Source organism: Sulfurimonas sp. HSL1-2, from assembly GCF_039645565.1.
GTDB classification, from domain to species: Bacteria; Campylobacterota; Campylobacteria; order Campylobacterales; family Sulfurimonadaceae; genus Thiomicrolovo; species Thiomicrolovo zhangzhouensis.
In genome coordinates, this window is record NZ_CP147914.1 from 2,340,502 (window position 1) to 2,362,812 (window position 22,311).

At 55.9% G+C, this 22,311-nt stretch carries 28 protein-coding genes and 1 tRNA gene; 4 read left to right on the plus strand and 25 right to left on the minus strand.

Going from position 1 to position 22,311, the window contains the following annotated elements:
* Positions 1 to 64 precede the first annotated feature (64 nt).
* The 9 genes from rplQ to WCX18_RS11960 form a co-directional block, all read right to left on the minus strand.
* Complete coding sequence (rplQ, locus tag WCX18_RS11920; protein ID WP_345985362.1) at positions 65 to 415, minus strand: 50S ribosomal protein L17; 351 nt, start codon at positions 413 to 415, stop codon at positions 65 to 67.
* A 9-nt stretch (positions 416 to 424) separates the two neighbouring features.
* Entirely contained in the window at positions 425 to 1,417 is a 993-nt protein-coding gene (locus WCX18_RS11925) for a DNA-directed RNA polymerase subunit alpha (protein WP_345988167.1), read from the minus strand.
* A gap of 21 nt (positions 1,418 to 1,438) precedes the next feature.
* The gene (rpsD, locus tag WCX18_RS11930) at positions 1,439 to 2,065 is read right to left on the minus strand and encodes a 30S ribosomal protein S4 (RefSeq protein WP_345988168.1); all 627 of its coding nucleotides are present in this window, start codon (positions 2,063 to 2,065) and stop codon (positions 1,439 to 1,441) included.
* Between the two features lie 11 nt (positions 2,066 to 2,076).
* Complete coding sequence (gene rpsK, locus WCX18_RS11935; RefSeq protein ID WP_345985365.1) at positions 2,077 to 2,469, minus strand: 30S ribosomal protein S11; 393 nt, start codon at positions 2,467 to 2,469, stop codon at positions 2,077 to 2,079.
* Positions 2,470 to 2,480: 11 nt separating this feature from the next.
* Positions 2,481 to 2,843, minus strand: a complete 363-nt coding sequence (rpsM, locus tag WCX18_RS11940) for a 30S ribosomal protein S13 (RefSeq protein WP_345985366.1) — start codon at positions 2,841 to 2,843, stop codon at positions 2,481 to 2,483.
* A gap of 2 nt (positions 2,844 to 2,845) precedes the next feature.
* The gene (gene rpmJ / locus WCX18_RS11945) at positions 2,846 to 2,959 is read right to left on the minus strand and encodes a 50S ribosomal protein L36 (RefSeq protein WP_231019314.1); all 114 of its coding nucleotides are present in this window, start codon (positions 2,957 to 2,959) and stop codon (positions 2,846 to 2,848) included.
* Positions 2,960 to 3,265: 306 nt separating this feature from the next.
* Positions 3,266 to 4,441: a BspA family leucine-rich repeat surface protein gene (locus WCX18_RS11950; protein WP_345988170.1), complete on the minus strand. Its 1,176-nt coding sequence runs from the start codon at positions 4,439 to 4,441 to the stop codon at positions 3,266 to 3,268.
* 194 nt (positions 4,442 to 4,635) lie between these two features.
* Positions 4,636 to 6,342 (minus strand): hypothetical protein, encoded by a 1,707-nt coding sequence (locus WCX18_RS11955; protein ID WP_345988172.1) that lies wholly within the window; start codon positions 6,340 to 6,342, stop codon positions 4,636 to 4,638.
* A gap of 141 nt (positions 6,343 to 6,483) precedes the next feature.
* Entirely contained in the window at positions 6,484 to 8,133 is a 1,650-nt protein-coding gene (locus WCX18_RS11960) for a hypothetical protein (RefSeq protein WP_345988174.1), read from the minus strand.
* A gap of 204 nt (positions 8,134 to 8,337) precedes the next feature.
* On the opposite strand from WCX18_RS11960, the gene WCX18_RS11965 reads away from it, so the two are divergent.
* A complete protein-coding gene (locus WCX18_RS11965; protein ID WP_345988176.1) occupies positions 8,338 to 9,000 on the plus strand; it encodes a response regulator transcription factor in 663 nt (220 codons plus the stop codon).
* Positions 9,001 to 9,046: 46 nt separating this feature from the next.
* Here the strand turns inward: WCX18_RS11965 and WCX18_RS11970 are convergent, their stop codons facing one another.
* The 3 genes from WCX18_RS11970 to WCX18_RS11980 are packed head-to-tail and all read right to left on the minus strand — an operon-like array spanning position 9,047 to position 12,520.
* Entirely contained in the window at positions 9,047 to 11,083 is a 2,037-nt protein-coding gene (locus WCX18_RS11970) for an ATP-binding protein (protein ID WP_345988178.1), read from the minus strand.
* Positions 11,080 to 11,499, minus strand: coding sequence for a hypothetical protein (locus WCX18_RS11975; RefSeq protein WP_345988180.1), 420 nt, complete (start codon positions 11,497 to 11,499; stop codon positions 11,080 to 11,082). The genes WCX18_RS11970 and WCX18_RS11975 overlap by 4 nt, the downstream gene beginning before the upstream one ends.
* A gap of 10 nt (positions 11,500 to 11,509) precedes the next feature.
* The gene (locus WCX18_RS11980) at positions 11,510 to 12,520 is read right to left on the minus strand and encodes a hypothetical protein (protein WP_345988182.1); all 1,011 of its coding nucleotides are present in this window, start codon (positions 12,518 to 12,520) and stop codon (positions 11,510 to 11,512) included.
* A gap of 56 nt (positions 12,521 to 12,576) precedes the next feature.
* Between WCX18_RS11980 and WCX18_RS11985 the strand changes: the two genes are divergently transcribed.
* From WCX18_RS11985 to amrS, 3 genes are all read left to right on the plus strand, one after another.
* The gene (locus WCX18_RS11985; RefSeq protein WP_345988184.1) at positions 12,577 to 13,431 is read left to right on the plus strand and encodes a S1-like domain-containing RNA-binding protein; all 855 of its coding nucleotides are present in this window, start codon (positions 12,577 to 12,579) and stop codon (positions 13,429 to 13,431) included.
* A 4-nt stretch (positions 13,432 to 13,435) separates the two neighbouring features.
* Positions 13,436 to 13,633 (plus strand): hypothetical protein, encoded by a 198-nt coding sequence (locus WCX18_RS11990; RefSeq protein WP_345988186.1) that lies wholly within the window; start codon positions 13,436 to 13,438, stop codon positions 13,631 to 13,633.
* A 104-nt stretch (positions 13,634 to 13,737) separates the two neighbouring features.
* Entirely contained in the window at positions 13,738 to 14,763 is a 1,026-nt protein-coding gene (gene amrS, locus WCX18_RS11995) for an AmmeMemoRadiSam system radical SAM enzyme (protein ID WP_345988188.1), read from the plus strand.
* A 12-nt stretch (positions 14,764 to 14,775) separates the two neighbouring features.
* Here amrS and WCX18_RS12000 read toward each other — a convergent pair whose 3' ends face one another.
* The 13 genes from WCX18_RS12000 to rplE all read right to left on the minus strand — a co-directional run bounded on the left by WCX18_RS12000 (position 14,776) and on the right by rplE (position 22,309).
* Entirely contained in the window at positions 14,776 to 16,044 is a 1,269-nt protein-coding gene (locus WCX18_RS12000) for a diguanylate cyclase (RefSeq protein ID WP_345988190.1), read from the minus strand.
* 110 nt (positions 16,045 to 16,154) lie between these two features.
* A complete protein-coding gene (locus tag WCX18_RS12005) occupies positions 16,155 to 16,874 on the minus strand; it encodes a 2OG-Fe(II) oxygenase (RefSeq protein WP_345988192.1) in 720 nt (239 codons plus the stop codon).
* Positions 16,875 to 16,952: 78 nt separating this feature from the next.
* A tRNA-Pro gene (locus WCX18_RS12010) sits at positions 16,953 to 17,030 on the minus strand.
* A gap of 89 nt (positions 17,031 to 17,119) precedes the next feature.
* On the minus strand, positions 17,120 to 17,338 hold the full coding sequence (gene infA, locus WCX18_RS12015) for a translation initiation factor IF-1 (RefSeq protein ID WP_231019334.1): 219 nt from the start codon (positions 17,336 to 17,338) through the stop codon (positions 17,120 to 17,122).
* Positions 17,339 to 18,106: a type I methionyl aminopeptidase gene (map, locus tag WCX18_RS12020; protein WP_345985379.1), complete on the minus strand. Its 768-nt coding sequence runs from the start codon at positions 18,104 to 18,106 to the stop codon at positions 17,339 to 17,341.
* A 5-nt stretch (positions 18,107 to 18,111) separates the two neighbouring features.
* Positions 18,112 to 19,374: a preprotein translocase subunit SecY gene (secY, locus tag WCX18_RS12025; RefSeq protein ID WP_345988194.1), complete on the minus strand. Its 1,263-nt coding sequence runs from the start codon at positions 19,372 to 19,374 to the stop codon at positions 18,112 to 18,114.
* Positions 19,374 to 19,772 (minus strand): 50S ribosomal protein L15, encoded by a 399-nt coding sequence (gene rplO / locus WCX18_RS12030; protein ID WP_345988196.1) that lies wholly within the window; start codon positions 19,770 to 19,772, stop codon positions 19,374 to 19,376. The genes secY and rplO overlap by 1 nt, the downstream gene beginning before the upstream one ends.
* 4 nt (positions 19,773 to 19,776) lie before the next feature.
* The gene (rpsE, locus tag WCX18_RS12035) at positions 19,777 to 20,220 is read right to left on the minus strand and encodes a 30S ribosomal protein S5 (protein ID WP_231019338.1); all 444 of its coding nucleotides are present in this window, start codon (positions 20,218 to 20,220) and stop codon (positions 19,777 to 19,779) included.
* Between the two features lie 10 nt (positions 20,221 to 20,230).
* Complete coding sequence (gene rplR / locus WCX18_RS12040) at positions 20,231 to 20,587, minus strand: 50S ribosomal protein L18 (RefSeq protein WP_345988198.1); 357 nt, start codon at positions 20,585 to 20,587, stop codon at positions 20,231 to 20,233.
* Positions 20,588 to 20,598: 11 nt separating this feature from the next.
* A complete protein-coding gene (rplF, locus tag WCX18_RS12045) occupies positions 20,599 to 21,135 on the minus strand; it encodes a 50S ribosomal protein L6 (RefSeq protein ID WP_345988200.1) in 537 nt (178 codons plus the stop codon).
* Between the two features lie 11 nt (positions 21,136 to 21,146).
* The gene (gene rpsH / locus WCX18_RS12050; RefSeq protein ID WP_345985384.1) at positions 21,147 to 21,542 is read right to left on the minus strand and encodes a 30S ribosomal protein S8; all 396 of its coding nucleotides are present in this window, start codon (positions 21,540 to 21,542) and stop codon (positions 21,147 to 21,149) included.
* 36 nt (positions 21,543 to 21,578) lie between these two features.
* Positions 21,579 to 21,764, minus strand: a complete 186-nt coding sequence (locus WCX18_RS12055) for a type Z 30S ribosomal protein S14 (protein WP_231019342.1) — start codon at positions 21,762 to 21,764, stop codon at positions 21,579 to 21,581.
* Complete coding sequence (gene rplE / locus WCX18_RS12060) at positions 21,764 to 22,309, minus strand: 50S ribosomal protein L5 (protein ID WP_345988202.1); 546 nt, start codon at positions 22,307 to 22,309, stop codon at positions 21,764 to 21,766. The genes WCX18_RS12055 and rplE overlap by 1 nt, the downstream gene beginning before the upstream one ends.
* Positions 22,310 to 22,311 lie beyond the last annotated feature (2 nt).

The window sequence follows — 22,311 nt, forward strand, 5'->3', positions numbered from 1 at the left end:
TCTGTGTCGGTGGGAATAAAAATGATTGTGATTTAGGGAAAGGGATCTTCCCGGGAGGGGAAGATTATACCAGTTCGATGAAAGCCATCGGCGCTGCGTCACCGCGGCGTGTTCTGGTTTTGATGATGCGGGTATAACCGCCGTTGCGCTCTTTGTATTCCGGTGCAACTTCGTTCATCAGTTTTTTGACCGCTTCTTTGCTCTGCAGGGAAGCGAAGACGGCGCGGTGCGCGTTGGAGTCACCTTTGCGTGCCGTCGTGATCAGCTTTTCGACGTAAGAGCGGAGCTCTTTCGCTTTCGGCAGCGTCGTTTCGATTTTTCCGTTTTCGATCAACGCAATGCTCATGTTTTTCAGCAGGGCGGCGCGGTGCGCGCTTGTGCGTCCGAGCTTGCGGTATCCGTGACGATGTCTCATGACAGTTCCTTATTCAGATTCAATTTTCTTTTTCAGTACGCTGATCGTCTCGTCGCTCATCTCCTGACCGACCTGGAAGCCGGCTTCTTCGAGCTTTTCAACGATCTCGTCATACGATTTTTTGCCAAGATTCTTAACGTTTTTAAGGTCATTCTGGCTCATCAGGACGATCTCACCGATGTATTTCAGGTCGGCACGGTCAAGGCAGTTGAAGCTGCGTGCTGAAAGGCCGAGCTCTTCGATCGGTGCCGTCAGCTTGCCGATCTCTTCGGAAGCTTCCGCACGCTCGATCGTTGCCGGGGACTGGATGCTGATTTCGCTGCTGAAAACCGCCATCTGCGCATGCATGACGTTCAGGGCATTGCGGAAAGCGTCCAGCGGGCTGATCTGGCCATCGGTGACGATGTTGAGGACAACCTTCTCAAAGTTCGGGTTGTCTTCGACGAGGACGTTCTGGATCGCATAGGTCGCTTTGCGGACCGGCGTAAAGAACGCGTCGAGAGCGATGTAGCCCTCTTCGACTTCGTCGCGGATATCTTCGCTCGGGACGTAACCGATCCCCTGGAAGATCTTCAGTGAGAAGTTCAGCGTCGCATCTTCGTTCAGTGTCGCGAGGAAAGCGTCCGGTGTGACGACGTCAACGTTGTCATTGATCAGATCGCTTCCTTTGATCTCGCACGGTCCGACGAAGCTGTAATCGATCGTCGCCTCTTTGGCATCGTTTTTCAGTTTGAAACGGATGCTTTTGAGGTTGATGATAAAGTCAGAAATATCTTCGAGCATACCGCGCACGGAGTCGAACTCGTGCTTGGCTCCCTCGATCTTGATCGCGATCGGCGCATAGCCTACCGAGCTGCTCAGCAGGAACCGGCGCAGCGGGTGCGCCAGTGAAACCGCATAACCTGTCTCGAACGGATAGGCAATGATATTCGCTTCGGTATCGCTGATCTGCTCGACGACGAACTCTTCGGGCAGAAGCGGAGCTGTTTTGATCTTTTTCATAAAGCGCCTTTCGTTTAAAGATTATTTCGAGTAAAGCTCGACGATGAAACGTTCTTCCACTGGAATAACAACTTCTTCACGCTCCGGAAGGCGGGTAAAGATCCCGAACTTCTTCTCGCCGTCAACGTCAACCCACGGAGCCATACCTGTCTGGTTGGTCAGTTCGATTGCGCGGACAACCTGAACGTTGTTCTTGCTCTTTTCGCGGATTTCGACCTTCTGGCCCGGTTTGACACGGTAAGAAGGGATGTCGACACGCTTGCCGTCAACCAGGATGTGACCATGGGTAACGAACTGGCGTGCGAAACGGCGTGTAGACGCGAATCCCATGCGGTATACGACGTTGTCCAGGCGCTGCTCGAGCAGGAGAACAAGGTTCGTACCGGTGTTGCCTTCGCGGCGTTTTGCTTCAGCAAAGATCGCACGCATCTGCTTTTCGGAGATACCGTACATGAACTTCGCTTTTTGCTTCTCGTTCAGCTGTGTGCCGTATTCAGACACTTTCTTGCGGCGCTGGCCGTGCTGACCCGGAGCATAAGGACGTTTGTCGAGTGCAGATTTGCCTGCCAGACGACGCTCACCCTTCAGGTTAAGGCTGACGCCGAATCTTCTTTCGATTTTCTCTACTGGACCTCTGTATCTTGCCATCTATAGCCCCCTTACACTCTACGACGTTTCGGTGCGCGGCAACCGTTATGCGGCAGCGGAGTAACGTCTTTCATGAACGTCACGCGGACACCTTCGATTGCACCCACAGATTTAACTGCTGTTTCACGGCCTGAACCCGGCCCCTGAACCTTGATACCGACCTCTTTGATGCCGTGTACCATTGCTTTTTCCAAAGCGGCTTCAACCGCCTGCTGTGCCGCGAACGGAGTAGACTTCTTGGAACCCTTGAAACCAAGGCTACCAGCAGAACTCCAAGCGATCATATTACCCATTTCATCGGTAACGGTAACGAGCGTGTTGTTGAAAGACGCAGAAATATGCACGATACCGCGTGCAATGTTCTTCTTGACAACTTTTTTACGAGTTACTTTACGTTTTGCCATTCAATCGCTCCTTACGCTGCGCCGACAGTACGACGCTTCCCTTTACGGGTACGTGCGTTTGTCTTCGTTTTCTGACCGCGGCAAGGCAGTCCCTTACGGTGGCGGAGACCGCGGTAGTTACCGAGGTCCATCAGGCCTTTGATGTCCATTGCGACTTGTTTGCGCAGGTCACCTTCGACCATGTATTTTTCGCGGATCTCTTTCGTGATATTCGCGACATCGTCTTCGGAGAGCTCATAGACACGCTTGTTGTAATCGATACCCGTAGCATCGAGGATCAGGCGTGACGTGTGAAGGCCGACACCATAGATGTAGGTCAGGCCGTACTCAACGCGTTTTTTCTTAGGAAGGTCTACACCAGCAATACGTGCCATGCTTATCCTTGTCTCTGTTTATGTTTAGGGTTCTTACAGATAACTCTGACGATCCCTTTGCGCTTGATGACTTTACAGTCATCACACATCTTCTTGACGGAAGAACGTACTTTCATTGTATGCCCTTGGTTGGTTTAATTGAAACACTCTCCCCACCCGGGGAAAATGGGTTCAGCCGCATTCCGCCGTGCGGAAACGGCCCACGATAACCAGCGATACGCTTTACGCGTTTCAGGCGGGACTCAAACCCTGCCAATACTTGCAGCTGTCTTGTCAAAAAACAGATGTAAATACTCAACGCATTGTGTTTAAAACGGTAAAGTGGAGGCGTATATTACTTAAAAATATCTGAATGTATTATTAAATTGCAGTATTATCCTCCCTGCCCCGGCCAAAGTGGTACCGGAGGGAGAGAGTGACGGCTACGGCCATATCGGTTCAGTATTTCCACTACCCCAGTTGGCACTAAACAAGTAATGGTCTGTGACGTTTGCCACGTTCCATACGCTCAGGTCATGATTTGTAAAACTTCCTGCATTGGCGAACATGTAATTCATGTTAGTGACACTGCCTGTGTTCCAATTTTCAATATAGCCGTTGAAGGCAGAGGCAGACCTGAACATCTGGCTCATATTTGTCACACTGCCGACCTTCCAAAAACCAAGATAGCGGTTGAACGAACTTGCACCGTAAAACATGTTTTGCATATCCGTGACACTGCTGACGTCCCAGAAACCGATATCTTTGTCAAACGCAGTCGCCAGATAGAACATGCCGGCCATACTCGTCACACTGCCGACGTTCCAGCCACCGATAGGCTGGTTAAAGGAATCTGCCTGACTAAACATGCCGATCATACTCGTTACACTGCCGACATCCCAGGCCCCGATGGCCTGGTTAAAGGAGTCTGCATTGAGGAACATACCCGCCATCGTCGTCACACTGCCGACATCCCAGGCGCCGATAGGCTGGTTGAACGTGCCGGCATAATTAAACATATTGCTCATATCCGTCACGCTGCCGACATCCCATCCGCTTATGTCCCGGTTGAACGCGCCGGCATACCAGAACATGCCGTTCATGTTCGTCACGCTGCTGACGTTCCAATCCCCGATATCCGAATTGAAAGCAGTCGCCCTCATAAACATGCGGCTCATATCCTGCACCTGCGAAAGGTCCGGCTGATCCACCGCTTCGAATTGCAGATTGGAGCACCCCTGAAACGCGTTTGCCATCGAACGCCATTGGCCCGTGCCCCACTGCTTCACACTGAGCAGTTTGTCGCTGTCGAAATCCTCGTTGAAATAGATCTGCGGGAACGCACCGGTGACGGAAACGGTGTAATTCCCCTCCTCCGGGTAGGTACAGATATAGTCCCCCGTGACATTGACATCTTCAACCACGCCGTCGCTGTCGCAGTCGACGCTGTAGTCGTATCCCGCTCCCGTCGTCGGGATCCGGAACTCCGTGCTGCTTGTCGTACCGGGGTTATCCGTTTTAACGGTCATCATAAATGCATCAGCATTGTCGCCCGTACCGCCCCCCGACGATCCCCCGCCGCATCCGGCCAGCAACGTTATCACCACAGCCGTCGTCAAAATGACATTTCTTTTATGGTTAATATATTTCATAACAGTCTCCTTCTTTTTAAAGGGTACTTATAAATGTCATAAGGAATGGTTAAATACTCCAATAACGGTGAGAACAGACGTTAAGCGTTGTGAAAACAGGGATAGTAGGGTGAATTGGATTGCAGGAAAGTAGCGTGCCGGAGTGGCACGCAAGCGGGAGATCAATCCCCTCCGGGACCGTTATGGCAGTCGTAGCAGCTGACCGCGTGGCCGGCGGCGAAGCTCTTCGTCCCGGACTCGGTACTGAAACTCCGTGCCGAGAAGGTCTTGGAGAGGAAGGTTCCGCGGTAATCACTGCCGTGGCAGGCAGCACATTGGGCAAGGTTGCCACTGGCGGCGTTCTCGTGTGCCCCTACCCAAGTCTGTCCGACGCTGTGCATGCCGTGCGGCCCGCCGCTGGTCGTTGCCGGCACCGTCTCATGGCAGGCCGTACATTCGGCAATCGTCCCCGCATGCCCCTGTACGGCAATACTCTGGAGATTGTCCTCCGTATGCGAACTCGGGTAGATGGCATGGGTCGAGCCGTGGCAGGCCGAACACTGCATATCGCCGTGACCCGTGCTGAAGCGGTAGAGGCTGATACCCGCCGCCGGCGTATTCGGGTTCGTTGCAAAACGGCTGTCAAGCGCCGCGCGCAGCGTCCCCGTCTGCATATCCGTCACCGCCGTGTCGTAGCGCATGCCGTTCTGGTGGCACGCCTGGCAGTTGGGCTCTTCCAGCCAGCCGACCCGGCCGTGCTGTCCGACGGCATTCATGCTGCCGTGACAGCTCTGGCACTGGATGCTGCTGATCTTGCCCATCGCCCCGCGCAGACACTTCGTCGTCGCGCCCGGGTGGCATCGGTAACAGGCGTCACGGTTCGTCGAGCTGTTCAGGGGCTGGCCGTTCACCGGATCTTCGACCTCGGCATGCAGAGAGTGCAGCGCCTCCGTCAGCGGTTTCGTCCCGCTCACTCCCGCCGTGCCCAGTGCATTGGTGCTGTGACAGGTCGCACAGAGCACCGGGTTGCCGTTCTTGGCAGTCGTATAGAGCCCGGCGTCATCGTAGCCGTTGTAGCCCGCTGCCTGCAGCTCCGTCTGATGAGCGCTTACCGCAGACGGATGCTCCTCGTCGTGCAGGCGAAGAATATTCCATTTGAAATCCTTTTCCGGATCGGCGTCATTTTCCCATCCGGATGAAGGCATCGCCTCGCTATAGCCGCTGGCCGAACCGTGGCAGGCGCGGCAGTCCATCTCGTCGCTGACCGGCAGCACGACCCTTGTCGTCGCCAGGACGTTCCCCGATCCGTCCTTGGCAACTACATCCACCATAGGATAGTAGTTCTTACTGCCGTCATCGTTGTACGGCGTGATCGGCAGCCCCGTCGCCTCCCACCAGTTTTCCCCGGCATTGTAGTGCAGCATATGCTCGGTCATCTCCGGCGTATGGTTGCCCGTCAGGCCGACATCGGGTGCAGGGTTCGCAAGAAAGAGCGTGCCCACATAGTCCCAGAAGTTCGTCTTGAGGTTGTTTTGGTTGTCGTAGATGCTCGTCGTATTGAATTTCCCGTCCAGTGACGCTGCCGCCGTATACGTAACGGTAACCCCCGAAGTCACATGTTTCTCGCCGCCGTCAGTTTTCATGATCAACTGCGCATTGAGCGTATTGTAGGGCGGCAGAATCGAAAAGACCGAAAAGTCCTTCCCGTCCATGCAGTGCATCCCCAGGTCGTTCCAGGCCAGGAGCGTATAAGAGGCCGCAGTCGTACCGCCGCTTCCGCCCCTGCCTTTTTTACCTCTGCTGCCATCGCTTTTCGCATTGGCCCCCATTGCCACAGCGCAGGCCAAAGCCACGCACACGACACCGGCAAGTACTCTTTTGCCTTTCATACCGTACTCCTTATATAAAAGTGGGGAATATTATGAAAAAAAGTTATGAAGATTAGATGAAGATTTTCTCAGAAAGGAGTGCCCGAACGATGAGGTATGTGAGAGGAGACCGGCGCAGGCGGCGCCTCTCTGACTGAAAGATCAATCCCCGCCGGGACCGTTGTGACAGTCGTAGCAGCTGACCGCGTGGCCGGCGGCGAAGCTCTTCGTCCCCCAATCGGTGCTGAAACTGCGCGCCGAGAAGGTCTTGGAAAGGAACGTACCGCGGTAATCACTGCCGTGGCATGCCGTACAGCCGATCCGGCTGCTTTCGGCGACATCACCATGTGCACCGACCCAGTACTGTCCGACACTGTGCATGCCGTGCGGCCCTTCAGCCGTTGTCCTCGGTATCGTGTCATGGCAGGCCGTACATTCGGCGATGGTACCCTCGTGCCCCTGTACCGCGATGCTCTGGAGGTTGTCCTCCGTATGCGAACTCGGGTAGATGGCATGGGTCGAACCGTGGCAGGCCGAACACTGCATGTCGCCGTGGCCCGTGCTGAAGCGGTAGAGGCTTACCCCCGATGCCGGTGTATTCGGGTTCGTTGCGAAGCGGGTATCGAGCGCCGCACGCAGCGTCCCCGTCTGCATATCCGTCACCGCCGTCTCATACCGCTTCCCATCCTGGTGACAGGCCTGGCAGTTGGGCTCTTCCAGCCAGCCGACCCGGCCGTGCTGTCCGACGGCATTCATGCTGCCGTGGCAGCTCTGGCACTGGATGGTACCGACCTTGCCCATCGCCCCGCGCAGACACTTCGTTGCCGCCCCCGGGTGGCAGCGGTAACATGCATCGCGGTTCGTCGAACTGTTCAGTGTCTCCCCGTTCGTCGGGTCCGTTACCTCGGCATGCAGTGAGTGCAGCGCCTCTGTCAGCGGTTTCGTCCCGCTCACTCCCGCCGTGCCCAGTGCATTGGTGCTGTGACAGGTCGCACAGAGTACCGGGTTGTTGTTCTGCGCCGTCGCTTCCAGGCCGGCACTGTCATACCCGTTGTAGCCGGCTGCCTGCAGCTCTGTCTGGTGGGCACTGACCGCCGTCGGATGTTCCTGGTCATGCAACCGCAGGATGTTCCATTTATAATCTTTCTCCGGGTCGGCGTCGTTGGCCCAGCCCGCATTCGGCATCGCGTCCGTATATCCACTGGTGGAACCATGGCAGGCGCGGCAGTCCATCTCGTCGCTGACCGGCAGCACGACCTTCGTCGTTGCCAGCACATTCCCCGATCCGTCTTTTGCCGTGACGTTCACCATCGGGTAATAGTTCTTGCTGCCGTCGTCGTTATACGGGGTAATAGGAAGGCCCGTCGCCTCCCACCACTGCTCCGCCGCGTTGTAGCTCAGCGTATGGCCGCTCAGCTCCGGCGTATGGTTACCCGTCAGGCCCGTGTCCGCTGCGGGAGTCGCGTTGAAAAGTGCCCCCACATAGTCCCAGAAATTGGTCTTCAGGTCATTGCTGTCGGTATAGACGCTCGTGGTGTTGTACTTCCCGTCCAGTGATGCCGCCGCGGTGTACGTAATCGTCACCCCGCCGGTCACATGCTTATCGGAAGTCCCCGCCCGTTTGATCAACTGGGCGTTGAGGTTGTTATAGGGCGGCAGGATCGAAAAGACCGAAAAGTCCTTCCCGTCCATACAGTGCATCCCCAGATCGTTCCAGGCCAGGAGCGTGTAATCGGCCGTCGTGCCTTCCCAGACCGTTCCCCCGCTGCTGACGGTGTCTTCACTCTCACTTTCGCCCGATGTCGTCGCCATCTGGCATCCTCCCAGCCACAAGGCTGTAAGTCCTGCCATCAACAGCTTTTGCCAAAGTACCGTTCGCATCTTCATCTCCTCTTGCGGCACCTGGGCAGACCCCAAACGCCATTATCATACCGCAGTATGGAACAACACTATGAAGATTTGATGAAGGGTTGCCAACCCCTTGTATAATACGGATAGATTCCCAAAGGAGGCGAAGTGGACATCCTGATCGTCGAAGACGAAACCGTCGTGGCCCGGCAGCTTGAAGAGACCCTGCACCAGGAGGCCTACAAGACTGTGGCGGCGGGGAGTGTCGCTGCAGCAAAACACGCCATGCAGGAGCAGAACTTCGACCTTATCCTGCTGGACTGGAACCTCCCCGACGGCGACGGGATCACCCTGTTGCACCTGTGGCGGGAGCAGAAAATCCGTATTCCCGTCCTCGTCCTTTCGGCCAACATCACCGTCGACGACCGGGTACACGCGCTTAACGCCGGTGCCGACGACTACCTCTGCAAACCCCACTCCAGTATCGAACTCCTTGCACGCGTCCGCGCCCTGCTGCGACGGGACGCACCGCTTAAAAGCTCAAAGCTCAGTGCCGAGGATGTCGTCGTCGATATCATCGCCCGGGAGGTCAGCGTCAGCCACATCCCCGTCAAGCTCAGCCTGGCCGAATTCGACCTGCTGACGCTCCTGATGCAGCACCAGGGCATCGTCCTGACCCGTTTCCAGCTCAACGAACACATCAGCAAGGATTTCGACCGGATCTCGGTCAGTAACCTCATCGATGTCCATATCCGCAATATCCGCAAGAAACTTGACCGCCCGGAGCTGATCCAGACCGTCCGCGGCGTCGGCTATACCATTAAAACATAACGGCAACCGCGCCTAACCCTGCACCCACCCGTATGCATCAAACGCCTTACAGCGTCGTCAAACAGAGACGCGCCGTGCTCCCCCGGCCCACGCCCTCGCTGGCGAGCGTCAGTTCCGCACCGATATGCTGGGCATACCGCCGGCTCAGGGCCAGGCCCAGGCCGCTACCGCCGCGTGCCCGGTCCCTTTTCTCCGACTGCACGAAGGGCTCGAAGACATGTTTCAGCGTCTCGGCCGTCATCCCCCGCCCCGTGTCGTGCACCCGGAGACAGAGTATAGACTCGGTCGTATCAAACCCGCACGAAACGTTGCCGCTGTCGGTAAACTTCACGGCGTTGGAAAGCAAATTGAGGAGGATCTGTCGCAGGAAACGGCGGTCGGCGACCACCGTCGCGTTCGGCACGGACTCCGGCAGAAGGAGTGCCACCCCTTTTTGCTCCGCCAGGGGGGCAAGCAGCGCCCCGACCTCATCAAACATCTCAGCGATCTCCGCCGTCTGGAGGGTTTCGAGTTCCGGCTCGTATTTACCGGCATCCAGCCGTGCCAGATCCAACAGGTCGTTCACCATCCCCAGCAGTTGCTGCGCGGCATGTTCGATCCCCCCGATGCGTTCAAGTGCACCGGCTTCCAGACGGCCGTACCCGACCAGAAACTGGGTCTGAGACAAAATGGCGTGCAGCGGGGTGCGCAGGTCGTGGGAGAGGTGGGAGATAAACGCCGTTTTGGCCGCCGAATCGCGGCGCAGCCGGTTATAGGCGCGGATCTGGCCGATGCGCGCCGCAATCATCGAGGCAACCGCACGGAAAAACGCCTGTTCCTCCTCCGCCAGCCCTTCAGGCAGCATAAGCGAGCCGTAGTATTTGAGCGTTTCATGCTCGAAGTCGTACACGAACAGTGTCGGCATCGATTTGGCCGCACCGGCACGGGCAAAACGGACATTATATTCGGGGGCGAGTGTCTTCAGTTCGGTCAGGGCCGTTTTCAGACAGGCGCTCTCCTCCTCCGTCTCCATCAAGTGGTGGAAAAGGGCGATCATCTGCGTCAAACGCTGCAGGCGGAAGACATTTTCCCGCTCCAGAGCTTCGAAGGCCTGGCGGATGTCGCCCGCCATCGCATTGAACGCCTGTGCCAGCTGCCCGATCTCATCCGTACGGCCGCTGGCGACAGGGAGGCTGTACTGGCCGGTCCGCACCATATCCGACGCCTGGCGCTGCAGGGCTCCGAGCGGTGCGACGATACGACGGGAAAACCAGAAGGCGGCCGCAGCAATCATACCGACGCCAAAGAGCAGCAACAGCGTCAGCAGCCGGTTAAGGTCATCGATCAGTGAACGCTGCAATGCACGGTCCATATGGTACCCTACGTACCATCCCGACAGCTGCGGTGCCAGCGCCCGGTAAAACCAGACCGACCGCTTCGACTCTACCGTCCCCGTCTGTCCCTCCACCGCGAACGGCGGCAGTGGCCCCCCGATACTGTGCCGCGTCTCGGGGTTGAACAACAGGGTTGACGCCGAGGGGCCCTCCAGGTTGAAACGCTGCAGATTCGCTGTACGGTACTCCATCACCAGGTAACCGATAATCCGGTCCGATCCCAGCGCGGCGCGAACCGGTACTTCCAGCAGGAGCGTATTCTCATCAGCCTGGTAAGGAGAGGTATGCCCCACCGCCGATTCGAAAGCCCGGTAGCGTGCATAGGGTTTCCCCGTCTGCATCACTTCCGTGGAGGCGATCACACGGCCGTCAAGCCCGAGTGCCAGCAGTGAAAAATCAAGATCATACACTGCTTTGTAGCGCTCCAGCAGCGATGCCACCCGCCGGTCAAGGTCATTGATCAGCAGGTCGTCCATCACGACCGAACCGGCCAGGAAGTGCAACTCACGGTAAAGCTGCGCAATATGATTTCCGACATCCGCAGCCACCTGCCCCATCCGCCCCTGCTGCTCGTCGTAAAAATGCTCCGTATAGAGCTTTTCTTCGCTCACGAGCGTATAGGCAAGAATCGCCGCATACGGCACCACGCCGACCAGGAAAATCAGCAGGAGCAGTTTGACGGCCATGTGCCGCCTGACCCAGGCGATCACCGTGCGCCCCCGGCATCATAATGCAGCACGGTCACATTCGCATCCAAAGCCATATAATAGGGGACATACCCCACCGCGCCTTCAACCTGCTGTACATAAGCGAGGACCGCTTCGGCGGAGCCCACGACCTTCGGGGGGCGCTGGCCGAGGTAGTGGCGCCTTATCCACCACTCCCGCAATGCCGCACGGGAGAGCTTCAGCGTCTCCCTTTCAAACTGCTGCCGCAGCGGATCATCCGCCCCCAGTTGCAGCGGAAAGAGCCTGAAGTCCCCTGCATAGCGTGTTTTACCGAGGTAGATATCGCGTATCTGGGCCGTATTCAATGTCTTAAGGGGGGCATCAGATCGGATGACCAGCACCCACTCCTGCGCACCCAGAACTATTGCGAAGAGGAGCAGGAGCAACTGTTTCATCATAACCCGCATCCTAGAAAAGCATCGAGAACGATACGATCATCATGTCCTCGTTCTCCCGGGTATGGAACTGGTATTCTCCCTTCAGGGCCACGGGGAAGAGCGGCCGGTACGTGTAGCCGACAACGGCGATACTGTCGTCGGAGTTGGCGATATAGTCCGTGGTGTACTCCAGGCGCAACACCGCGTAGTGCTTCATAAAGAACTGCTGTGACCCCTGGATGTATCCGCCTGCGTTGCTGCGCGTATTGTCATCGTTCTGCCGGTAACCGGCTTCGGCCATGATCCTGGTCTGCGCCGTACGGTACTGGCCCGACGCATAGAGGTAGTTCCACGACTCTTCCTCGACCCGTTCCTCGTAACGCCCGGCATTGACACCGCACGACCAAACGCCCTGCTCCAGGGTCATCCCGATCCCGCTTTGGCGTTCGATATCAAAATTGTTGTAGAGGTTCTCGCCGTTGAACGCCGCATCCAGATCGGGGGTCATCTGTATCAGGACATTGACGCTGACGATTCCCGTCGTGATCTTTGCATCGATCCCCGTGGTAAAGCGGGGGAAAATTTCCTCGGTGATGTTGGGGCTCGAGGTCGTGTCCCGCAGGACATTGACCGGCATCCGGTTCCAGTACCCCACCGGGGTATTGAACTTTCCGACCGTCACCTGCAGGCGTTCGGAAGGTTCGTACTGGGCGAAGACGCGCTCCGCGTGGGGGGTGCCGTCGATATCGGTCTGGGCGCCGTACCCGTAGCGTTTCCGGTAGAGATCGCCCCACTCCACCTCCGCCAGGCCGCTCCACGCCCCCTTGGTGCCGTAGAGCATGACGGCCAGGTCATCCAGAACTACCTCACTCGTCCCTTTGAAGTTGTTCCAGTAATTGAGCGAGAAATACCCGCCGAGATAGAGCGGCGTTTTGCCGACCTGCACTCCTTCGCCCAGACGGTATTCGTCCGCGTCCGCCCCCGTCAGTGTCAATAGTGCCAGGAGCCCCGCGGTCCAAACCCGCCCCGTCATCTTCATCATGCCCCATTATACAATGACTCCTCCCAACGGCGGAGGCTTTGGGCTATAATGTCGGTATGAATAGTACCCTTACCCCTACCCTTGACTTCGGCCGTATCAATACGCTCCGGATCGACCGCTTCGCCGTGCCGGGCGCCTACCTGATGGCGGAAGACGGCAGCGATGTCCTGCTGCCCAACCAGTACGTCACCGACGCCATGGAAATCGACGACCTCCTCGAGGTCTTTGTCTATACCGACTCCGAGGACCGCCCCGTCGCGACCACCGACCGCCCGGCGGCGATGCGCGACGAATTCGGCTTTTTCACCGTCGTCGACGTCGCCAAATTCGGCGCCTTCGTCGACTGGGGACTGCCCAAGGACCTGCTGGTACCGAAGAACCGCCAGAAGACCCCCTTCAAAGTCGGTGAAAAGCGTTTTTTGCGGGTCGTCAAAGATGAAGAGTCCGACCGTCTCGTCGGGGTGGAGCGCATCAGCAAGTACCTCTCGCATTCCCCGCGGGGCTACCACCCGAACAAAGAGGTGAAACTGCTCTTTATCGCCAAAACGCCCCTGGGCTTCAAAGTGATCGTCGACGATGCCTACGAGGGGCTCGCCTTCGATAACGAGATCTTCGAACCAATCGCGGTCGGCGACAGCCGGACAGGCTATGTGAAACAGGTCCGTGCCGACGGCAACTTTGACGTCAGCCTTCAGCCCGTCGGCAAAACGGCCCGCGCCGGCAGCGACCAGGCGAAGGTCCTCGGCCCCCTCGACGCGGCGGGCGGCATGCTGCCGTACAACTCCAAAAGCGACCCGGATCTCATCACCAGAACCTTCGGCCTGAGCAAGAAAGCCTTCAAAAGAGCCCTTGTCCAGCTGCAGGAGAGCGGCGATATCGAGGTCAAGGAGACCGGGATCTACCGCAAATAACGCGATGGCAAAAAAAAGACCGGCCGAATCCTATGCCGATTTGAATATCGTTTTCGAATATGAACAGGAGCTCTGGCAGCTGCTGCGCCTCGATCCGAACAGCATGAACGTCGTCCTGCGCGCGACGGAGAGCGGCAAAGAGCGCACCCTCCCCTTCGCCCACCTGCCCAAAAGCGTCAAAAAAATGATCCGCCCGCTGTAACGCCCCCTTTTTTCTGCAGTGTCACGAATAGTGTATAATGGAATATAAGTAGTTTCTATTCAGGCGACCCGTTTTCTCACCCGACACCGTTGAAAGGAGAGCACATGTCAGCCCCTGCATGGTTATCAAAAAAACTCGATGACGGCCGCATCCTCTGCGAGGCATGCCACCAGCACTGCAAACTTTCAGAAGGCGAGTATGGCGTCTGCGGTATCCGGAAAGTCGAAGGGGGGCAGCTGCAGCTGCTGACCTACGGCCTGGCCGCAGCCGTGAACGTCGACCCGGTCGAAAAAAAACCGATGTTCCACTTCCTGCCGGCGAGCAGGGCCTTCTCGTTCGGAACGGTCGGCTGCAATTTTTCGTGCAAATTCTGCCAGAACGCGGACATCTCCCAGTATCCCAAGGAGCATCACCACGAGATTACGGGGCAGCCGCTCAGCCCCGAACAGATCGTCGCCCTGGCCCAAAAATACGGCTGCGATTCGATCGCCTATACCTATAACGAACCGGTCGTATTTTTCGAATATACCTACGATACGGCCAAACTCGCCCACGAAGCGGGCCTCAAGAACATCTACGTCACCAGCGGCTTCGAGACCCATAAGGCCATCGACACCCTGCTACCCTACCTCGACGGGATGAACATCGATATCAAGGGGTACACGGAGGATTTTTACGAGGATATCTGCGGCGCCAAACTCAAACCCGTACTCGATACGGTCAAATATGCCCACGACAAAGGGATCTGGATCGAAGTGACGACCCTGCTGATTCCCGGAAAGAATGACAGTGACGAGGAGATAAGAAAGATCGCGCGCTTCGTGGCCGATCTCGATGTAAACATCCCCTGGCACGTCAGCGGCTTCTACCCGATGTACAAGATGCTCGACGTCCCGCCGACACCGCCCACCACCCTGATCCGCGCCTACGAGATCGGCAAGGAGGAGGGGCTGAACTTCGTCTACATCGGCAACTACGACGACGAGGACCGCGAATCGACCTACTGCCCCAACTGCGGTTTCAAGGTGATCAACCGCAGCGGCCACATCGGCCAGTTTGTACAGAACCACCTTACCGAGGAGGGGAACTGCCCGCAGTGCGGGACTCACATCCCGGGGGTGTGGTCGTAACAGAGTGTTGCGTTACATCACCGTCCGGTTGCGACCGAGCTGTTTGGCACGGTAGAGGTTCATATCCGCTTCGAAGACGAGGTGGCGGGGGTTGTCGCGCAGCCGTTCGCTGTATTCGGCGATGCCGATACTCACCGTGACCGGCGTCGTAATGACACACCCCTCCCATGTATGGGCTTCAAACGCTGACCGTATTTTTTCACAGATCGCAAACGCCTCTTTTGCCGTCGTCCCCGGCAGGATCGCCAGGAACTCTTCGCCGCCGTACCGGAAGATGTGATCCGTCTTGCGCAGATGGGTCAAAAGCGTTTCCGCCATCCCGACGATGACCGTATCTCCGTCCTGGTGGCCGCAGGTGTCATTGACCGCTTTGAAATGGTCGAGGTCGAACATGACGACGCAGAAGAGACTGCCGATAAGGCCGTGCAGACGGATCTCGCTGCTGAGGATCTCCATCAGGTCCCGGCGGTTCAGCAAGCCCGTCAGGGCATCCTTTGAGACATCATCGATCAAAGTCTGCTGCGTCACATTGATATTGAGTTCGTTGTAGAGGTACATCGACTGGCGGACCAGCATGACGTAGTCGATAAAGATCTTGTGATAGTCTCCACGGCGGATGGATCGGTAGATATTCTTGGTGATCAGGTGGATCTCCCGGTGCGTATCGAGCATATCCTTGCGCACCATCGGGTCCGGGATGAACTTGACAAGCTCCTCGCTGTGCAGCCAGCTGCCGCACATACAGCGGTGTTCGTCAAACTCGATCCGCGCTTCGGGGTTCATCAGCCGGATATCCTTGATGACCTCGAGGATCCACTCCAGGTGCTCTTTGACCGCGGGGATGCCGATCTGCTGTTTGATCTGCCGCTCGAGGGTCTTCTGGTCGTTGTCCAGGTTCGGCTCCAGGTAACCGGCAGCACTGGCGTTGATGGCCCGGCGGATATAGAGCTCGATCGCTTCCGGCAGGCCCGTAATATCGTTCACCTCTTCAAGCTCATCGATCAAAAAGGCATAGAGTGTGTCGAAAGCACCGCGGTACTCGACATAGGGCAGGCCCATCTTGAAATGAAAGAGGCCCAGCTGTTTAAAGCGTGCGAAAAAAGCCTCATCTTCATCATAGACGGCCTCGAGGAAACTGCTAAGCTGGGACTGCTTGAGGCGGACGAGGTCTACGCCTTTGAGAAACTCCTCAACATAGGCGTTCTTGATCAGGTCCTCATAAAAACGGTCAAAGGCACGGTGCAGCACCCCTTCGAAAAGGGAGATGTTCGATCTGATCATCCTCTCTCCTTTAACCGTTATAAATTATTCTAATGTGAATTTATATGAGCCAATAAAATCATTATACACAAAATTTTGATACCTGATCGTTTGGCGCTGTGTCCTCCGCCCTAGCTGATAATCGCGTCGTGCCACTGCACCAGGGTCAGCCGGTAGCCGTCGGACACAGGAAGGACCTCGTGGCTGTAGATGGGATTGCTCGGGAAAATGACCATATCCCCCGCCTTCGGACGGAAACGGACAGGCCTGTTCTCCGCATCATAGAGGTAGTTAAAGACCAGTTCGCCGCCGCCGAACTGCAGCCCGTCGCCGCCGTTGTCCCGATGCGACGTTGCAAAAAGGACTGTCGTGATCTTTCGCTCGGGCGCGACCTGGGCAAAACCGACCGTTTCCCCCTCACAGTTGACAAGCTCGTTCGAGTCGTCGGCATGTTTGATATAGAAACCGCCCCGCGTGTACTCCAACGCCTGCACTTCGGTCGCCGTTGTCAGTGCCACACTGAAATAGTCTTCGATCTGTTTCTGATAATAGGCGAAACTGAGCTTGTACCCCTCGAGCAGAATTTCAGGCAGTTCGTGGATCGCTGTCTTTCGGATATCCTCCTCGAGCTCCGGCACGACGACACCGTGGAAGTTTTTTTTGACTTTGGCCCGCTCCCCCTCGCTTTTATCGTGGGTATAGGCCGCGATCTCGGCGCAGGCCTCTTCCGAGAGAAAGTTCTCGATGATGAGATAGGGGTAGTCGTAATAGGGGTTTGCCATCAGGCGGGTCTCGTAGCGCAGCTCGGCGATGAAGTCATCGCAGTAGACATAGTTGCTGATTTGCCGCAAAGGGTTCTCCGTGCCTGCAAAGGCGAATGTGAAATCTGAAATAGTAACCAAAATTTGAAAAAGAGAATCGGTGAAAAGTGGTCGGGATGACTGGACTCGAACCAGCGACCCCCAAGCCCCCAGCTTGGTGCGCTAACCATACTGCGCTACATCCCGACGAGGAGGGAAATTATATCCAAAAAGTTTAAAAAAAGATGCGGAAACCGCCCTGAAAATCAGGGGGATTCCCACAGGGGAAAAAGGACTTATTTGTAACGGTAAGTGATACGGCCCTTGTCCAGGCTGTACGGCGTCAGTTCGATCTTGACGCGGTCGCCCGGGAGGATCTTGATATAGTGCATACGCATCTTGCCGGCAATGTGGCACAGGATCACGTGGCCGTTCTCAAGCTCTACACGAAATGTTGCATTCGGCAGCGCTTCAACTACTGTACCGTCAACCTCAATGACATCATCTTTTGCCATTTATGCTCCTTGGGGTAATGATAAGATTTCCGCTTTGCCGCCGATGACAGCAACCGTGTGTTCGTAATGTGATCCGCGGAGGTTGTCGCTGCTGACAACATCCCATCCGTTTTCCAGGATCACCGCCTTGGCCTCTTTTTGGCAGATCATCGGCTCAATGCAGAAAACCATGCCGTTTTTGATCTTCGGACCCGCTTTCGGGTTGGATCCTTCCAGGTAGTTGGGGATCTCAGGTTCCTCATGCGGGCGCTTCCCGATGCCGTGTCCGCAGAATCCGCGCAGCGGTACAAAGCCGCGTTCGAGAATAAACTGCTCAATCGCCATGGAAAGCTCTTTGAACCGCATTCCCTCTTGGATAATATCGATGGCGTAATAGAGTGAGTCTTTGGCACAGGCGATCAACGCCTCATCCTGCTCTGTGACCTTCCCGACCGGGACGGTGATGGCCGAATCACCGTAATAGCCGTTGAGTTCCGTACCGATATCATAGCCGATGATATCGCCCTCCTGCAGCTTGTAATCATTGGGAATACCGTGAATGATCACTTCGTTGAGGGAGGTGCAAACGGCATTGGGGAATCCGTAGAGCCCTTTGAACGAGGGACGTGCTCCGTGGCTGCGGATATAATCCTCGGCCATGGCATCAAGTTCCTTCAGGCTCAAACCCGGACGGGTCTCTTTACGGAGAAGGTCAAGGGTACCGCCGACAATGGCGTTGGCGGCACGGAGTTTTTCAATTTCTTCGGGTTTGCGCAGCGCGATGGCCATGGGAGTTACAGACCGACCGCGCTGAGGGTTTCGTACTTGCTCATATAGATCTGGGCTTCGATCTTGCGCATAGTATCAAGTGCAACCTGGACGACGATGAGAACCGCCGTACCGCCAAAGTAGAACGGTACGCCCATCCCCTTGACGATGATCCACGGCAGTGTCGCCACCAGACCGAGGTAGATCGCCCCGGTGAACGTCAGGCGTGACGCCGTCTCGTTCAGGAACTCTTTCGTCCCCTCACCCGGGCGAATACCCGGAATGAAGCCGCCCTGGCGCTTGAGGTTATCGGAGATATCCTTGGCGTTGAAGACGATCGACGCGTAGAAGTACGCGAAGAATACGACGAAGAGGAATGTCAGGAAGTTGAAGAAGTAGCCGCTCGGATTGAGCAGGTCCGCTACCGCCTGGACATACGGGTTGGTGCTGGATGAGAGCACCGTCATCGGGAACATCAGGATCGCCGAAGCGAAGATGACCGGAATGACGCCCGACAGGTTGACCTTGATCGGGATATAGTTCATCACGCGCTTGTTCTGGTTCGCCATCATCGTCTTTTTGGCGTAAGTCACCGGGATACGGCGTTCGCCGAGCTCCACGTAGATAATGACGCCGACGGTGACGAGGATCAGCAGCAGGATCGCAATGACCGTAATGAAGCTGATCGCACCCGTGTTGAGCATCGTGACCGTCTGACCGATCGCGGAAGGGATCGCGGAAACGATCCCGGCGAAGATGATCAGAGAGATACCGTTACCGACACCGCTCTGCGTGATCTGCTCACCGATCCACATCAACAGCATCGTACCGGCGAGCATGGAGATCGCTGCGACCATAACAAAAGTACTGTGGTCCATCAGGATCGCGCTGCTGCCGTCCTTTCCTGTCATGCTCTGCAGACCGATGCTGACACCGACCGCCTGTACGAGGGTAATAGCGATAGTGGAGTAGCGGATGATCTGCATATATTTGACCATGCCGTCACGCTCTTTCTTCATCTGTCCGAGGTTCGGGAAGGTCGCTGCAAGCAGTTCCATGATGATCGACGCGGTAATGTAAGGCATGATACCGAGTGAAATAATGGAGAGGCGTTCGACGGCGTTTCCGCTGAACATGTTGAACAGACCGAGAGCATCGGAGGAGTGTGAATCGAAGAAGGAGGCGATGACGGCAGTGTCTACGCCCGGCACCGGCACGTAGGCCAGCAGCCGGTAGAGGAACAGAAACCCGATCGTTATGAGGATCTTGTTAATGAGCTGCTGGTTCATTACTTGCCGGTTGTTGTAACGTTTTCGTCTTTGATCTTGGAGGCAAGGTCTTTCGCAGAAGCGCCGACCAGTTTAACCTTCGTCACGGCTTTGCCCAGCTTGTGAACACCGCGGATCGCTTCGACGGTGATCTCGTCGAGTGCCGCAACCGCTGTAATGCGGTCAACGTTGATAACGTACGGTTTAACAACACGTGACGTGAAGCCGATCTTCGGCAGACGGCGAGCCAGCGGCTGCTGACCACCCTCGAAGTTACGCTTTGCATTGTAACCTGAGCGAGCTTTCTGCCCTTTGTTACCTTTACCTGCGGTTTTACCGTTACCGCTACCCTGACCGCGGCCCAGACGCTTTGTATTGCTTGTGGAGCCCGCTGCAGGTGTCAAGTTTTCAAGTGCCATATGCTTATCCTTTCATACGCGCAAGCGCTTCGATTGTCGCGCGGACAACCGAATTCGGATTGTTCGAACCGATGGATTTCGTCAGGATGTCCTGGATACCCGCGAGTTCGAGAACCGGACGCATCGCACCACCGGCGATAACACCGGTACCTTCGGAGGCCGGTTTCATCAGGATGCGGCTTGCGTTGAACTTGTGCTCGATATCGTGCGCAATTGTAGTCCCTTTAATCTTAACATCCGTCAAGTTTTTGAACGCTTCGTCTACCGCTTTGCGGATAGCGTCCGGGACCTCTTTGGCCTTACCGTAACCGAAGCCGACGATGCCGTTCTTGTTGCCGACGACGACAAGTGCTGTGAAACGGAAGCGACGACCACCTTTGACAACTTTAGTGACCCGACCGATGTGTACGATCGATTCTTCGAATTCTTCTCTGTTGACAGTTTTCATCGATCAGTCCTTAAAACTTAATTTCGTTCGCGCGAAGTGCATCGGCAAAGGCCGCAACGACGCCATGGTAGACGTAACCGTTACGGTCAAAGAAGATCTCGCTGATACCGGCTGCTTTAAGCTTGCCTGCGAAATCTGCTGCCAGTGCGGCCGCACCCTCTTTGTTCGCTTTCGCACCCAGCGGCTTCGTGTTGGAAGCTGCCAGTGTGACCGCGCTCGCGTCGTCGATTGCCTGGACGCTGAGGTAGCGGTTGGAGCGGAAGATGCTAACACGCGGCTTCGCTGCCGTTCCGTTGATGTTTGCACGGATGCGGCGCTTGCGCTGAACACGTTTTGAAACTTTTGCTTTCAATACTTTTGCATTCATCTGCTCACCCCTTATTTCTTAGATGTCTTGCCGGCTTTGCGGACAATATGTTCTTCAACATATTTGACACCCTTGCCTTTATAAGGCTCCGGCGGACGGAAAGCGCGGATCTCGGCAGCCATCTGGCCGAGCTGCTGGTTGTCAGCACCTTTGAGGGTGATAACGTTCTTGTCAACAGCGACTTCGACGCCCGCAGGGATGTCGTAGTTGATGTCATGGGAGAAACCAAGCTGCAGGTTCAGGACTTTGCCCTGGACCGCGGCACGGTAACCGACACCGTTGATCTCGAGCTTGCGTTCGAAACCTTCAGTGAGACCCTTGACAATGTTCGCTGCCAGAGCACGGTATGTTCCCCAGAAAGCGCGGTGTTCGCGTGCATCGGATTTGGATGCAAACGTCAGCGTGTTGCCTTCGATGTTGAAGTCAACGTTGCCTTTCGTGTCGAGGGTACGCGTGTTGTTGCCTTTTTTGAAAGTGATAACCTCACCGTCAGCCGTTACGTTCACATCGGCCGGGAATGCGACCGGAGCTTTACCAATACGTGACATGTGTTATCTCCTTACCAAACTGTACAAAGTACTTCACCGCCGACGCCAAGCTCGTAAGCTTTATCGTTCGGGATGACACCTTTGGAAGTACTGACGATGATCGTACCGTAACCATTTTTGAAACGCTTGATTTCGTCACGGCCTTTGTAGATACGGCGTCCCGGTTTGGAAACGCGTTTCATCTCGTTGATGACGGTTTTACCCGCTTCATCATACTTCAACACAACGTTGATGCTTTTCTTGTTACCGTCTTCGACAACGTTAAAGCTATCAATGTAGCCCTTCTCTGCGAGAATACCAACGACTGCTTCAACTGACTTGGAGTGCATCAGCGTTGTGACGTCGAGGCGACGCATCGCTGCATTGCGGATACGGGTCAAAGAGTCTGCAATAAGATCATTTACCATTTTATTTTTCCTTGCTAACAGTCAGGAGTTTCAAGCTTACCAGCTTGACTTTCTGACGCCTGGGATCAATCCCTCATTTGCCATTTTTCTAAAGCAAACACGACAAATACCGAAGTCACGGAGTACAGAGTGCGGGCGGCCGCAGATCTGGCAACGTGTATAAGCACGAACCGCGAATTTCGGTTTGCGCTGCTGTTTTGCGATCATGGACTTCTTAGCCATTACTCTCTCCCTTTCGCGAACGGCATACCCATTGCTTCGAGCAGGGTCAATGCCTCTTTATCACTCTGCGTCGTAGTGACGATCGTGATGTTCATCCCGTGAATCTGCATGATGGAATCATAGTTGACTTCCGGGAAGATCAGCTGCTCGTTCAGACCGAAGTTGTAGTTACCGCGGCCGTCGAAACCGTTGCGCGGGATACCACGGAAGTCTTTCACGCGCGGCAGTGCGACAGCGATCAGTTTGTCCAGGAAGGTGTACATGTTTTCACCGCGCAGGGTGACTTTGACACCGACCGGCATCCCTTCACGGACTTTGAAGCCTGCGACGGATTTACGAGCATCGACGACTGTCGCGTGCTGACCGGCGATCAGGCTGATCGTGTCCTGGATGTTCTGGATCAGTTTGTTGTCTTTCATCGCGAAGCCGGTACCGACAGAGATGATAATCTTCTCGACCGCCGGGATCTGCATTGCGTTCTTGATCTCAAGCTTGCTCTGCAGTTCCGGTTTCATTGCGACATATTTATCTTTCAAACGTGCCATAA